16 protein-coding genes and 1 pseudogene are annotated in these 14,767 nt (G+C 37.8%); 14 read left to right on the plus strand and 3 right to left on the minus strand.

Annotated elements, in window-relative coordinates:
- Window positions 1-145: 145 nt before the first annotated feature.
- Window positions 146-910 carry a helix-turn-helix domain-containing protein gene (locus tag AC3IRT_RS03860; protein WP_489395127.1) on the minus strand — a complete coding sequence of 255 codons (765 nt, stop codon included), beginning with the start codon at window positions 908-910 and terminating at the stop codon, window positions 146-148.
- A gap of 166 nt (window positions 911-1,076) precedes the next feature.
- Here AC3IRT_RS03860 and AC3IRT_RS03865 point away from each other — a divergent pair.
- The 6 genes and pseudogenes from AC3IRT_RS03865 to AC3IRT_RS03890 all read left to right on the plus strand — a co-directional run.
- Window positions 1,077-1,424, plus strand: a pseudogene (locus AC3IRT_RS03865) (YWFCY domain-containing protein); the annotation flags it as partial.
- Window positions 1,425-1,524: 100 nt separating this feature from the next.
- A complete protein-coding gene (locus AC3IRT_RS03870) occupies window positions 1,525-2,520 on the plus strand; it encodes a thioredoxin-like domain-containing protein (RefSeq protein WP_489395128.1) in 996 nt (331 codons plus the stop codon).
- A 184-nt stretch (window positions 2,521-2,704) separates the two neighbouring features.
- Window positions 2,705-2,890, plus strand: coding sequence for a CsbD family protein (locus AC3IRT_RS03875; RefSeq protein ID WP_489395129.1), 186 nt, complete (start codon window positions 2,705-2,707; stop codon window positions 2,888-2,890).
- Window positions 2,891-3,122: 232 nt separating this feature from the next.
- Window positions 3,123-3,494: a response regulator gene (locus AC3IRT_RS03880; RefSeq protein WP_489395130.1), complete on the plus strand. Its 372-nt coding sequence runs from the start codon at window positions 3,123-3,125 to the stop codon at window positions 3,492-3,494.
- Window positions 3,495-3,694: 200 nt separating this feature from the next.
- Window positions 3,695-5,299 carry a sensor histidine kinase gene (locus tag AC3IRT_RS03885; protein ID WP_489395131.1) on the plus strand — a complete coding sequence of 535 codons (1,605 nt, stop codon included), beginning with the start codon at window positions 3,695-3,697 and terminating at the stop codon, window positions 5,297-5,299.
- A gap of 166 nt (window positions 5,300-5,465) precedes the next feature.
- Entirely contained in the window at window positions 5,466-5,762 is a 297-nt protein-coding gene (locus tag AC3IRT_RS03890) for a response regulator transcription factor (RefSeq protein WP_489396098.1), read from the plus strand.
- A gap of 77 nt (window positions 5,763-5,839) precedes the next feature.
- Here AC3IRT_RS03890 and AC3IRT_RS03895 read toward each other — a convergent pair whose 3' ends face one another.
- The gene (locus AC3IRT_RS03895; protein ID WP_489395132.1) at window positions 5,840-6,301 is read right to left on the minus strand and encodes a nitroreductase family protein; all 462 of its coding nucleotides are present in this window, start codon (window positions 6,299-6,301) and stop codon (window positions 5,840-5,842) included.
- 121 nt (window positions 6,302-6,422) lie between these two features.
- Window positions 6,423-7,322, minus strand: a complete 900-nt coding sequence (locus AC3IRT_RS03900; protein ID WP_489395133.1) for a helix-turn-helix domain-containing protein — start codon at window positions 7,320-7,322, stop codon at window positions 6,423-6,425.
- Window positions 7,323-7,489: 167 nt separating this feature from the next.
- Between AC3IRT_RS03900 and AC3IRT_RS03905 the strand changes: the two genes are divergently transcribed.
- The 8 genes from AC3IRT_RS03905 (at window position 7,490) to AC3IRT_RS03940 (ending at window position 14,752) form a co-directional block, all read left to right on the plus strand.
- Window positions 7,490-8,338 (plus strand): aldo/keto reductase, encoded by an 849-nt coding sequence (locus AC3IRT_RS03905; protein WP_489395134.1) that lies wholly within the window; start codon window positions 7,490-7,492, stop codon window positions 8,336-8,338.
- Window positions 8,339-8,348: 10 nt separating this feature from the next.
- Window positions 8,349-9,542, plus strand: coding sequence for an aldo/keto reductase (locus AC3IRT_RS03910; RefSeq protein WP_489395135.1), 1,194 nt, complete (start codon window positions 8,349-8,351; stop codon window positions 9,540-9,542).
- A gap of 4 nt (window positions 9,543-9,546) precedes the next feature.
- Window positions 9,547-10,356, plus strand: coding sequence for an SMP-30/gluconolactonase/LRE family protein (locus AC3IRT_RS03915; RefSeq protein ID WP_489395136.1), 810 nt, complete (start codon window positions 9,547-9,549; stop codon window positions 10,354-10,356).
- Window positions 10,353-11,336, plus strand: coding sequence for an aldo/keto reductase (locus AC3IRT_RS03920; protein ID WP_489395137.1), 984 nt, complete (start codon window positions 10,353-10,355; stop codon window positions 11,334-11,336). Before AC3IRT_RS03915 ends, AC3IRT_RS03920 begins: the two co-directional genes overlap by 4 nt.
- Window positions 11,337-11,532: 196 nt before the next feature.
- On the plus strand, window positions 11,533-12,504 hold the full coding sequence (locus AC3IRT_RS03925) for an alpha/beta hydrolase (protein ID WP_489395138.1): 972 nt from the start codon (window positions 11,533-11,535) through the stop codon (window positions 12,502-12,504).
- A 10-nt stretch (window positions 12,505-12,514) separates the two neighbouring features.
- Complete coding sequence (locus AC3IRT_RS03930) at window positions 12,515-13,159, plus strand: flavodoxin (RefSeq protein WP_489395139.1); 645 nt, start codon at window positions 12,515-12,517, stop codon at window positions 13,157-13,159.
- A gap of 57 nt (window positions 13,160-13,216) precedes the next feature.
- Window positions 13,217-13,681 carry a nuclear transport factor 2 family protein gene (locus AC3IRT_RS03935; protein WP_489395140.1) on the plus strand — a complete coding sequence of 155 codons (465 nt, stop codon included), beginning with the start codon at window positions 13,217-13,219 and terminating at the stop codon, window positions 13,679-13,681.
- Window positions 13,682-14,062: 381 nt separating this feature from the next.
- Window positions 14,063-14,752 (plus strand): carboxymuconolactone decarboxylase family protein, encoded by a 690-nt coding sequence (locus AC3IRT_RS03940; RefSeq protein WP_489395141.1) that lies wholly within the window; start codon window positions 14,063-14,065, stop codon window positions 14,750-14,752.
- The last annotated feature ends 15 nt before the right edge of the window (window positions 14,753-14,767 follow it).

Below are 14,767 nucleotides of genomic sequence, written 5' to 3' on the forward strand. Positions count from 1 at the left end.
TACAGCTCCCACTGATTGTGAAAACTCACCTAAAAGGAGGATTTTGAAAGATCTATTGATTGACCTGTAAACATTTTTCTTGATTTTTAATTATTGAAGCAAAAGTCCAGCTATTTAAAAACCTGTAATTGTAAAAAATCGTTTTTCACAGGAAGCGTTTGAAATTTTCGGGTGTGTCGCCTGTAAACTGCTTAAAGTCTTTGATGAAGTGGGCTTGGTCGAAAAAATTATTTTCGTAGCAAATTTCGGTCAGTGATTTGGTGTTATTCAAGCGGTCCAAAACAGCGTTGAAACGGACAATAGAAGCAAACTTCTTAGGTGTTGTTCCTACGATTTTCCTAAACCTTTTTTCAAACGGACTTTGACTGATAAATAGTTTTTCATTCAGTTCTTTTATACGAACAGTTCCCTTACTTTGATAGATGAGTTTAATCGCTTCAACAATCAATCTGTCAGTTTGGATGTCTTTCAGTTGCGCTGCTAAAAACTGCTCAATGATTTTTATTCTTTGTTTGTCGGTGACAGCGATTGTCAGTTTTTCTTCTACTTCTGTTACACTGCTTTTATCAAAAATATCATCAAGAGAAAGGCTTAGATTAAACAGTTCATTGGCAGGATGTGAAGAAAAATGAGTAAAACCAATTTCAGTAAAGTAAATCAATATCGTTCCAATGTCAACCGAATTTTTGAAGATTTTGTAACTGTCAGAAATTCCTGTAATTCCTGCGGAATTGAGTTTGTTTTCTGCTATATCGTCTATTGTTGAAAGCTGTCCTTTGTATTGAAAGCCAATCACCAATCCCGAAGACGGAAAAACTTTGTATTCACCTCCTAATTCATTCTCCGACACTACAAAATACTTTATGAAGCGTTTTAGGTTCTCTGCCGGAAAATGTTTTTCAAATTTCATTTTATATATCAAAAAGTAAATGTACAAAAAACCAACTTGCTGTTGGATGCTATATTTTAGCAACAACATAACGCCAAACACCGCCACACAAAGCCATTGAGTGCCGCATTCTTATAGCCACTATATAGAGCCTTTAAATTCACGCCCGAACATTAAAATTAAAATAATGCAGGGAGAAGACGATTTAAGAGGTTTAGCCAAAATAATGGCTTTTATGAGGGCAGTGAGTATCCTTTTGGTACTTATGCACCTTTACTGGTTTTGCTATGGTTTCTTTTTTGAACGTAAATGGACGTTAGAAGTCATCAACAAAATATTGGGCAATTTCGACCGAACCGCTGGGTTGTTCTCACATACATTATACACCAAAGTATTTGCATTGGTACTGCTCGCTTTAAGCTGCTTGGGAACCAAGGGCGTGAAGAACGAAAAAATAACCTGGTCTAAAATCTATGTGGCTTTGGGCGTTGGTTTTGTGCTTTTCTTTCTGAACATTCAAGCATCTCCTTTTCCAATCTATCTCAAAAAAGATGGCAATATTACGTATATTTAATTTCACCTAAATATTACCTTTTATGATATTTCGTTTCTTTTTCTTGCTGATAATCTGCATTATGGTAGGCAACCCTCATATTTTGCTTTCTAGAGATAATGACAATTTTAGCATTAAAGGCTCTATTGAAGGAAGTTCGGGAGCAAAGGCTTATTTGGTAGATATTGGAATCTTCTATCGCCTGATAGATAATGGTATAATTCTAGACTCTTGCGAAATAGAGAATGATAAATTCGAATTTAAAGGGAATGTCAATATCCCTACTTGGTGTGCTATAAAGATCCCAGAAATGACTAACGCTTACCAGATATTTATTCTTGAGCGTGGAGACATTGAGGTTGCTGGACATATCGACAAGCTACATGAATCGAACATCCTTTCAAAGGGTCCTGAAAACGATGTGCTGAAAAATTATAATAAAAGAAGTTATTCTCTAGAAGAAAAACTAGCTATTATATCAGAGAATCCTGAATCGATTGTTTCACTGCATGTACTCGACATGCTACTTTACCGATCGGAAATAGATTTGTCACAGGCGCATAGCCACTTTTCGAAGCTTTCAGAAGATATAAGACGCTCCGAAATGGGCAACATTGTATATAAAAGAATAGAACAGTTAGGGCATAACAACTGGCAGATCCTACCAGCATTCAACGGCACAGATATATCTGGAGAAAAAATATCTTTTCAAGATTTTAAAGGCCAATACGTGATAATAGATTTTTGGGCAACTTGGTGTCAGCCGTGTATGGAAGATATGCCCAAATTGAATGATATTTACGAAAAATATCAAGATAGCATAGAAGTCATCTCAGTATCTCTGGATCGCGACATAAATCTTTGCAGGGAAACAATTGAAAAAGCAAATATGAATTGGCGGCAAATTTGCAGCGGCGATGCATCCAGAGGTGTTCTTCCACTAATGTTTAATGTTGATGCAGTACCTCGCGCTATTATTTTTGATAAAAATCAAAATCTAATTTATGACTCCTCAACTTCTGAAGTGAAATTTCACGAGTTTCTGGAGGATAGGTTCTTTAAAAATAATCCCTTGTAATGTGTTTTTGGGTTAACCAGGATGTGCTAAAAACTTATATACTCAGTAGATATTGCTGTCTCACAAAACGAACTCTAATTTGAAAATAAGCGGCTTCTGATCATATCTATGATACTTTGATGAATAATATGAAATAAAGTGGTAATTGAGTTCGTTATATAGGCAAACTTTAAAGGAGGACATTATGAGTGAATTAACTTGGAAAGGTCGTTGGAACGAGCTTAAAGGAAAAGTAAAACAGCAATATGGAGAATTGACTGACGATGATTTGACATATGCTGAAGGTAAAGAAGATGAGTTACTAGGTCGCTTACAAAAGGGAACTGGCAAAACTAAAGATGAAGTAGAAGACTGGTTGAACAAAATGTAACCATTTTTCAAATAGATTCTATAAGTGAAAGTGCAGATTGAAATCAATCTGCACTTTTTTCGTAATACTAATTTTCATCGATATCGTTTTGTAATCCGTCTCACAATGTTAATACTAGATACCGCTTCAAAACCCCACGTTTTTTCCTTGTAGTTATGACTATACTATTTAATATTGAATATATTTTTTTTAGGTTTGTAATAAGATGTAAAAGCGTAATGAAAATAGGTGGATGAATAAGAAAATATTGATTTTTGAAGATGATAGCGCCACAGCGGAATTTTCTGGTATACTTGCTGAGCAGCTCGGGTTCGATGTAGCGTATCGCAAAAATACAAATGATGTTTTAAATGATGTCTTAGCTGAAACACCTGAACTCATTATTATGGATAATTGGATTTCAGGACTTGGAGGCCTTTCATCTATAGATATACTCAAGAGCAATTTAGCTACTGCCCATATTCCCATTATTTTTTATTCTGCCAATACAGATTTCGAAAGTCTCGCTAAAACCACCAAAGCTGATGCGTACTTAAATAAACCATTTGACATTACTGATTTCGAAGATACTGTAAGAAAATTGATTTCTAACTGTTCAAAGTAATAGAATTACTGACTTTACTTACATTTTTTTGTAAATCTCTAATGGTTTTAATTGTAGCTGATGTCTCACAAAACAAACGTCTCGTGTATATTCATCGGAAACATTCAGCACTCCAAAAATTAAGAGCTAATGCTCCTTATAAAAGCTATTTATACAAATCATGCAACGAATAGGTATATTTGTATTCTATATTGTTTTGTATGAATGTGAGTTTGAGTGGCCTTTTGCATGTCATAGATGATATGCCACATGCTGTTGCAATTTATAATACCGAGGATCTAAATATAGCAGTAGCAAACAAAAAAATGCTAGATATATGGAGCCGTACTGAAGATTTGACAGGACATCGGTTTGGTGAAATCTTTCCGGAGCATATAGTACAAGGTTTCGATGGCCTTCTACGCAATGTTTGGAGAACTGGTGGAACTTATGACGCTCTAGAAACGCGTGCAGATATCACAATAAATGGTATTCCCACTACCCGCTACTTTGATTTCCAATATAAGGCACTACTTGATAATAATGGTAAAACTTATGCTTTATTACATACCGCTACTGATGTTACAGATCGCAAGTCTGCATGGGAAGAAGTTGCACGACGCAAAGCAAGCGAAGCTGCCGTTAACGAAGAACTTAAAGCGAGTAACGAGGAACTTCAAACAACAAATGATGAGTTAACTGCGCTAAACGAGGAGTATATATCCACTAACGAACAACTTGAAGAATACAATTTAGAAATCCAATCTGTCAACAAAAAATTACAGCTTAATAAAGCACAACTAGCAAATGCACTCCAAGCAGCCAATTTGGGGAGTTACGATTTAGATTTAACCACTGGTCTAATGTCTTGTAGTGATCAGTGCAAAGTTAATTTTGGACAGCCAACTGATATCGACTTTAGCTACAGTGATTTACTCAAATGTATATTGCCTGAGCACCATAAAGTTTTCAGTGATACGATTTCATCAGCTATAAATAACAAAGAATCATTTAACGTAGAATATGAAATAAAGTGGTTAGATGATTCAATCCAATGGATTCAGTCAAACGGTACCCCGCAATATGACGAAGAAGGAAATCCTGTAAGAATAATTGGCGTTACCAAACTAATTACAGAGAAAAGGAATTATCAAGCTAAAAAAGATGAGTTTCTGTCAGTTGCTAGCCACGAGTTGAAAACTCCTTTAACGGTTTTAAAAGCTAGCGTGCAAATGCTGCAGAAGATGAAATCTAAAATAGATAATGAAACTGTTGTTAGGTTAATAGAATCATGTCATCTAGGCGTGCAAAAAGTAGATTCAATGCTAGGAGAATATTTGGATGCAGGAAGATATGCAGATGGTAATATTACTTTGAATACAGCTAATTTTTGGGTAAACAATCTGCTTACGGACTCTACTGCACACCTTAGCAAGGTAGACAAAGCTAAGCTGAAGATCAATGGCTTAGATGTTCAAGTTAATGCAGATAAGAACAGATTGGAACAAGTTATAGTAAACTTCATAAATAACGCATTTAAATACGCTCCAGATAGTAAAGAAATCATTTTATCTGCAGTAAAAGAAAAAGAGTCTGTTACTATTTCAGTTCAAGATTTTGGGCCGGGTATTTCCGAAGAGGATGTTCCGCTTGTATTTAATCGATATTGGCAAAAAAACAGCAAGGAAAGTAATGCTAAGGGTGTAGGTCTAGGCCTTTACATTTGTTCCGAAATAATTCATAAGCACAAGGGAAAAATAGGTGTAAATAGTTCTAATGTGGATGGAACTTCTTTTTGGTTTCAGATTCCACTAAATTTAGATTGATAAAGTCCTTTAAAATGAAAAACGAAAAGTTAGCTAAGTAAAAGTACAAAATACGTAAGTTTCTCAAAACTAAAATGATTAGCTAGTGTTCTACGAAGGTTGGAGGCTTATGAGAACGATATATTTAGTGGAGGATGATGAGGGAATTAGAGACGTATTTTAGATAATACTTCAAGATGAGCACTACAAAGTAAAATCATTTGCTGATGTGAAAAAGTTTAAAAGCAGGGATATATTGATCATTCCTGATCTATTCATCTTTGATGTAAGTCTTCCTGATGGTTCTGGCATTGATTTATGTAATGAAATTAAGAAGCATTCTGCCAACGAAGTTCCAGTACTTATGATGAGCGCGCATGCAAATTACACTGCTCTTAAAAGTGATTGTTCTCCCGATGCCTTTATTAGCAAGCCTTTCGAGATTGACAATTTTATAAACAAGATAAGATCAATTCTGCATTGATTTCTCTTTTTATCATTGCGTGATCTACATGTCAGATATGACAAAATGAATTATGCCGATTTGATAACTTAAACTTATTAGTTGTCTCCAAAACGAACGTTATCGCCGAATGATGGCATAAAAAGTAGTGCTACATGCGGAGCTCCGAAAAAGTCTAAATTTCTATCTACTACTTTCTTCCTTGCATCAGAATCTGTCCGTGTAATCCCGAGAGTTTCGTAATATATTCTGCCTTGTTCTTGCTGCCTCAAACGATAACTACCATAAAATTCCTTAGTTTCGAAACTGAAATCAGGCGAAAAACGTTTTTGATCGTTCGCCTCCAATAGGGCATTTGATAGATCTTCAAGCTTTTGGCCAGATGCTATATGTACGTTCCAAGGCTGAGTGTTACAATTCGAAGGCGTTTGTTGAGCATCCTCTAATAGGGTTTTGATGATTTCAGGCGATAAAGGCTTTGATAAGAACTGCCTGCACGATCTTCTAAGTCTGACAACATCATTAAATGATAAGTATTCCGTATTTTTTAATTCATTCATATAAAATGATTTAAATATTTACTTAAGAAAAAAGCTAGGTTATCTGTATTTCAGGAAATAACTAATAGGACGCTCGCAAAATAATATTTTTTAAAAAGATCATAGCGGTAGAGACCAATAACTAATTCAGGTTTAAGGATCTGTATTCATTAGGAGTAGTACCAACACGTTGTTTAAATAGCCTACTAAAATGCTGAGGATATTTGAAACCCAATTCGTAAGCTATCTCACTAATTGTCTTGTTGGCTTCGAATATCTTATCTTTAGCGATTTCGATAATTTTATTCTGGATATATTCCTGAGCAGATTTACCCGTCTCTTTTTTAACCATGTCACCGAAATAGTTTGCAGATAAATGCAATTCCTCCGCAAAATAACTTACGAGCGGTAGACCCAGCGTATAGGGTTTTTCACTTGAAAAATAACTGTTTAACGAATGCTCAAATCGTTCTAATACACCTTTGTTTGCATTTTCCCGTGTTATAAACTGACGATCATAGAACCGTTCGCAATAATTTAGGAACAGTTCAATGTTTGACACAATAAGTCTTTTGCTATGTTTATCAATACTGTGTTTAAGTTCATATTGGATTTTGGCAAAGCAATCCAGTATTGTTTTGCGTTCCATTTCGGAAAGATGCAAAGCTTCATTTACAGCATACGAGAAAAAAGTAAAGTCCGCTATAATTTTACCAAGCGGTGTGCCCAGAAGTAAATCCGGATGAAAAACAAGTGCAGTTCCCTGGGGCTGGTAATACTCGTCCTTATGATCTCCAATGATTTGACCTGGCGCTAAAAAGATTAAAGTACCTTCTTCATAATCATACGTATTTAATCCGTACCTAAGATCGCCGCAGTGAACTTTTTTAAGAATAATGGTGTAAAACTCATATTGAAGTCTTCTAAACTGCCGTGGATCGGCTTTCTCCAGATCCACGACACTTACAAGTGGATGAAGCGTTTCGTTGTTATTGAATAGATTATATTCATGTATCGTGCGAAAAGTGATGGTCTCGTCCATAACGTTTACTTTTTGTTGAATACTACAAAATTAAGAAATGAAGTGTCTTTTCTGAGCTCACTTCCTTCTAAACAGTAATAATGGTATGTAAATAAGTAATACGTATACAAAGGCGTTGGAAATCAAATCGGAATTTTGTAATAAGTAAGATTTAAAGTATTAAAATAATGGAAAAGGTAAAGTTAAATAACGGAACAGAGATGCCCATACTAGGATTTGGTGTGTTCCAAATTCCTGACGCTACTGAATGTGAAAAAGCTGTTTTAGAGGCAATTGAAGTAGGGTATAGATTGGTTGACACGGCGGCTTCATACCAAAATGAAGAAGCAGTAGGTAACGCCATTAAAAAAAGCGGCGTTGCCAGAGAAGACCTGTTTATTACTACCAAGGTTTGGGTACAGGATATTGGCTATGAAAAGACAAAAGCCGCATTTCAGAAGTCACTGGACAAACTGCAATTGGATTATCTTGACCTGTATTTAATTCACCAACCATATGGTGATATTTTTGGAGCATGGAAAGCGATGCAGGAATTGTATCATGAAGGTAAAATTAAGGCGATCGGCGTAGCCAACTTTCATTCCGACAGGATCATGGATCTCATTGCAAATAGTGGCTTTGTCCCGGCAGTAAATCAAATTGAGACGCATCCGTTTCATCAACAGGTTGAGGTTCATGAATTTCTTCAAGAAAATAATGTGCAAATCCAATCATGGGGCCCATTTGCCGAAGGTAAGAATGACATTTTTACAAATAGTGCTCTCTCAGCGGTCGCAGTTAAATACAATAAAACGGTAGCCCAGGTAATACTGCGATGGCTGACTCAACGAGGTGTCATAGCTATTCCCAAATCGGTTCGCAAAGAACGCATGGTAGAAAATTTCAATACTTTCGATTTCCATCTTTCAAGTGAGGATATGCAGATCATAGGTAGTTTAGATACCAACTCAAGTTTATTTTTTGATCACCGCGATCCAGCCATGGTAAAATGGCTAAGCGAGTATAAAATGGCTTAATAATAAAGTTATGGAAAGTGAAAATTTAAATATCGATAAACGGGGAAGCACCGTCAATCGCAGGAATTTCCTAAAAAATGGTCTTTTCGCTGGAGCAGTAACTGTTGCTAGTACTATAGCACCGTCACCCTTACGGGCCTCTTATGCTAATGAAGAATCAAAAAATAAAGAGGCTTTAAATTCGGCAGTGCTTTCCGGAAAAAGAAAATTAGGAAATCTTGAAGTATCTGCCATAGGGATCGGTGTTCAGAACATGCACCGAAAATATACTTCCATTGTACCATATCGCCCAGATATGATAAAAATCCTTCAAGCTGCGCATGATAAAGGTTTAACATTTTATGATACTGCAGAAGCCTATGGACCGCACGAAAATGAAAGAATTTTGGGCGAAGCCATTCAATCTTTTCGGAATGAAGTAGTGATCACCTCAAAATTCGGTTGGAACATTGATCTAAACACTGGTAAAATGTTACCAGGACTGAACAGCAAACCTGAACATATCAAGCTTGCGGTTGAGGGAATGTTGAAACGACTGCGTACGGATCGCATCGATTTGCTATACCAACACCGAGTTGATCCCAAAGTTCCTATTGAAGACGTAGCGGGTGCAGTTCAAGAATTAATGAAAGAGGGTAAAGTATTGCATTGGGGATTGTCAGAACCCGGACTGAAAACTGTAAGACGGGCTCACGCTGAATTACCTCTTACGGCCATTCAAAACGAATATTCTATGATATGGCGAGAACCTGAAACGGATATTATTCCGTTGTGTGAAGAGTTAGGTATTGGTTTTGTGCCTTGGTGGCCACTAGCTTGTCAGCTTCTTACAGGAAGTATTGACGGAAATACTCGTTTCGCACCGACAGATATTCGAGCAAATACGTCTCGATATTCACCTGAAAATCTTATAGAAAACTTAAAATTGGTCGATTTGATTAAAAATTGGGCAAAGAAAAAAAACGCGTCACCAGCTCAAATCTCGCTGGCGTGGTTACAGGGTCAAAAACCATTTATTGTTCCTATTCCGGGAACAACTCAAATGGCTCATATGGAACAGAATATAGCTGCGGATAGTATAAAATTCACGGCTGAAGAGTTGAATGATTTTAACAACCAGATAACTGCTATTGAAATCAAAGGACAACGGCTACCAGATAGTGTTCTACCGTTTTCAAAAGTGGAAGCGCCTTCAAAAAAATAGAAAAATGAAAAAAATACTGTTTTTAATCTGTGTCTGCTCAATCACCTTGTCCGTATCTGCACAATATCAATTAGAAAAGCTGTGGGAGTCAGATTCGGCGATCTTAAAAGGGCCTGAGTCGGTTTTGTTTGATAACAATTCTCAAAAACTATATGTTTCAAGTATGGCCTCGGGAAAAGTTGTGCAAATGGATACTAATGGTAAATTCATAAACGAAAATGTAGCCACTAACCTCGAGGCCAATAAAGGCTCAGCAATTTATGGAGGCTTGTTCTATACGGCAGAAAATACATCCGTTGCTGTTATAGATCTTACAAATGGTTCTATAATAAAGCACATCCCAATTAAAGGCGCAAAATTGTTAAATGACCTTGCAATAGATGTTAAAGGCATTATTTATGTAAGCGATACGCAAACAGGGATAATTTGGAGAATAGAGAATGATAAGCCCATTGAATATGTGAAGGGAATAACGGGAGCAAACGGGCTTTTCACTATTGAAGACGATTTATATTTTGTCGGATCTACCTGCTTTGGAAAAGTGAAACCAAATAAAATAAAGGTAGTTATTGCAGATGGTTTTGAAAGTGGATTGGACGGTTTGGCAATGATAGCAAAGGACGAATTTATTGTTAGTAACTACACAGGTATCTTGTACTATATGAATACCAACGGAGAAAATCAGGTATTACTAGATACTCGTACCGACGGAATAATGTCTAACGATATTTGTTACGACAAAGAAACAAGTACATTATATGTCCCCTCGTTCGGCACAAACCAAATTATCGCTTATAAATTAATAGCACTATGAGAGAGAGAAAATTAGGCGGGACAGGATTAAAAGTTTCAGAAATAGGCTTAGGCTGTATGGGTTTGAGTTTCGGTTATGGGCAACCGACCGAAAAAAATGTGGCTATAAATCTCTTGCGCTACGCATACGAACAGGGAATTACATTTTTTGACACGGCAGAGGCCTATGGGCCTTTCACTAACGAAGAGTTGCTTGGAGAAACCCTTTCACCTTTTCGTCATGAGGTAATCATCGCAACAAAATTTGGTTTTAAAGATGGCAAGCCGGATTTAGGAATGGATAGCCGGCCCGAAACAATCAAAGCGGTTGCAGAAGCATCATTGAAAAGATTAAAAACCGATTACATTGATGTGTTATACCAGCATCGGGTTGACCCGAATGTTCCAATTGAAGATGTTGCTGGAACCGTTCAAGATTTAATAAAAGAAGGAAAAGTCAGGCATTGGGGACTCTCGGAAGCAGGCGTGGAAACGATTCGCAAGGCACATTCTGTACATCCACTATCCGCATTACAGAGTGAATATTCTTTGTTTTTCCGTGATCCCGAAAAAGATATTTTACCAACCTTGGAAGAACTTGGAATAGGCTTTGTTCCGTTTGCTCCACTAGGAAAAGGGTTTTTAACGGGTGCTATAAGTGAGAGCACCATATTCGAGGATGGTGATTTCAGAAATACGGTACCACGGTTTTCAGTAGAAAATAGAAAGGCAAACAAAGTACTAGTTGATCTTTTGCAGGGAATTGCGGATACAAATAATGCTACACCAGCACAGATAGCATTAGCATGGCTGCACGCTCAAAAACCGTGGATCGTACCTATCCCGGGAACGACCAAACTACATCGCCTACAGGAAAATATCAAAGCGGTGAATGTGCACCTGGACGAAGCGGAATTGAATGCCATAGCAGCAGCAACTAAAAATATTCAGATCGTGGGCGCACGGTATTCTGAAGAGTTGCTCAACAGAGTTGGTAAATAGGTAATTTATGGAAAAATTAAGCTCAAATATGATAAGAATAAAAAATAGACACCGGGATGAAGAAAACCAGAAAGGTGTAACATTTACGTTAGTCCTGACTGATGCATCCATAATTTTAGCTTTAACCATATGTTTTTCATCCTGTGTTACGGCAAAGAAAAGCAATACTATCGCCATCACGGAACAGGGCAGTTTTATGGTCGGTGGTACAAAGTTAACCCAGCCAGGCACCTTTGACGTTAAGGATGCGCTAAATTCAGCAGGACAATCCTTTCATGGTGACCATGCCTATGCTTTCTACCAGATACCGGAGGATGCAAACAGGTTTCCGATTGTTTTTCTGCATGGCGCTGGGCAGTCCAAGAAAACTTGGGAGACTACACCTGATGGCCGAGAGGGATTTCAGAATATTTTCCTTAGGCAAAAGTTCCCGACTTATTTGATTGATCAGCCAAGGCGCGGTGAAGCTGGTAAAAGTACTACTCAGGCGACCATCAAGCCTATAGCAGATGAGCAGTTCTGGTTTACTCAGTTCAGGTTGGGGAATTATCCGGACTTTTTTCCAAATGTCCAGTTTCCACAGGATTCAGCTTCACTGGAACAGTTTTATAGGCAGATGACACCCAACACGGGTGATTTTGACGCTAGCATTATAACGGATGCTATTTCTAAACTCTTCGATAAAATTGGTGAAGGGATATTGGTGACCCATTCACAGGGAGGAGGCCCAGGTTGGATGACTGCTATCAAAAACAGTAACGTCAAGGCAATCGTGGCTTACGAACCTTATAGCGGCTTCATGTTCCCACAAGGTGAATTGCCACAGTCCATAAGTTCCACAGGACTTTTTGGTGCCTTAAGTGGTGTGGAAATAGCACTAGCTGATTTTGAAAAACTTACACGGATACCCATTGTAATCTATTATGGTGATAATATCGCCGATTCACCGACAGATGTATGGAACAGCGATCATTGGCGTTCTGGGCTGGAAATGGCAAGGCTCTGGGCAGAGACGATAAATAAACATGGGGGAGATGCTACAGTGGTGCACCTGCCAGAAGTTGGTATAAAAGGTAATACCCATTTCCCATTTTCCGACCTTAACAATTCGCAGGTAGCGAACGAACTATCTAAATGGCTAAACGAAAAGAAATTGGACACGAAGTAAAATACATGTTATGAAGATATCGATGAAGTGTGGACTATTACTGAGCGTATTGTATTTGCTGTGCACCTGCTGCCAGGCAGGAGGCCCTGTTATAGAAGAAAATTCGCAGACATTAAATACTGAGTCCAAAGACGACCAAAAGGTATTGATCGTATATCTGTCTAGAACAAAAAACACCAAAGCGGTCGCTGACATTATTCACAAATATGTAGGTGGTGACCTAGTGGCCCTAGAACTGATCACGCCTTATCCTGAACATTACCAGACAACCGTTGATCAGGTTGCTGATGAAAATTCACGAGGATTCCTCCCTCCTTTGAAAACAAAGTTTACAAATATCGACGAGTATGATGTGATCTTCATTGGATTCCCAACTTGGGGCATGCAGCTACCTCCACCGATGAAAAGTTTTTTGAGCGAATATGATCTAAGCGGAAAAACTATTGTTCCGTTTAACACCAATGCCGGATATGGTATTGGTAGCAGTTTTGACACGGTGAAACAGTTGTCTCCAGACAGTGAGGTGCTAGAAGGTTTTTCAACCAGAGGAGGAAAAGAAAAGGAAGAAGTGTTTTTGGTGATCGATGGAGAACAAAAAACAGTCGTACAGTCCGAAGTCCACGAGTGGCTACAAAAGATAGGACTCCTAGATTAAACGCTCCTGCGATAATACAACGAACTACAAAACATAAACGTTAAATCATCATTGAATATGAAAGCATTAATTTTTGCAATACTATTAACAGTCATGGGTACAGAATTAACATCCGCACAGGAAGCGACAGGAGAGAAAGAAATCATAAAACTTTCTAATGATAAATGGCAGTGGATGTCCCAGAAGAATGTGGACACCCTGAGCAATCTCTTTCACGAAAAATCAATGTTTATCCACATGGGCGGAACTTGGGGTAAACAGCAGGAAATCGATGTTATTAAAAGTGGAAATATATGGTACAAAAAAACGGAAACCTATTCCACAACTGTAAATTTTATCGATAACACAGCTATTGTATTAAACGATATCGATTTGGAAGCCGTAGTCGGGGATAATACGGTTATCAACCCCTTCATGGTAACCGAGGTATATATTAAAGAAGATGGCCAGTGGAAGATGGGATCGCTTACGTTCTCTCGTTTGCTGCGCCCGGTTAAAATGAGTAGCACTAGCAACAAATAGCCAGTAGCTGAACTTTTGGTCTAATAAGTGCAAACGGACACTCATCTTATTCATAAGTAGTCAATTAATGGTAAAATGGCAGACCTTAAGGGTCTGCCATTTTGCTTGGGAATGATAATAAACAGTATTTCAAACACCGCATGCTATTCCAATAAAATCCTACCAGCAATCGGTGCAAGAAAACGAGATTACTTCATATATAAATATCTGTATTGCTGAAAAGGTAATATTGGTTAGAATATCCGTAATACATATACTTAATCCTCCGTTTGTATCAGGAACTTTGTATAAGTAGCTTGTAATAAGCGAAAATAACACATCAAAAGTTTAATAAAAATGGATATGAACACTTCAAGAAAAATAAAATCAACACTGGTTGCTATGACGATAATTCTTGCAACAGCTGTAAATGCACAAACTACAGTCGGCAAAAATCTGGATAGCAAGCAAAAGGCTATTGTCGGCATCGCGGGTTTAACCGGTAAGGGAGATCTTTCAAAACTCCCGGATGAGTTAAATAGAGGTTTAGATGCCGGATTAACCATCAACCAAATTAAGGAAACGCTTATGCATGTTTATGCTTATGCCGGTTTCCCACGTAGTCTTCGGGGTTTACAGACATTTATGGCTGTCGTGGACGAAAGAAAGGCCAAAGGAATTGAAGATGTATTGGGAGCTGATGCGTCGCCCATTAGCGATAACCGAAGTAAGTATGAGCGTGGTAAGGCGATTTTGGAAGAGCTGAGCGGTGTTGCTGAGATTGGTCCCAAAACAGGATATGCGGCATTTGCTCCTACAATGGAGGTCTTTCTGAAAGAGCATCTATTTGCCGATATTTTTGAACGTGATGTACTGACTTATCAGCAAAGAGAATTGGTTACCATTTCGGTGTTGAGCGGTATTGGTGGCGTGGAGCCTATGTTACGCTCACATTTTAATCTTTCGCTAAATGTTGGTTTAACGCCAGTTCAGCTTCAGGAATTCGTAGCTGTTATTAAACAAGCCATCGGCGAAAAGGAAGGCGATGCTACCCAAAAAGTGTTAGACGAGGTTTTGGCAAATAAGAAGTAAAATTTTAAAAAGAAA

This window comes from Sphingobacterium sp. KH_072, from assembly GCF_057837975.1.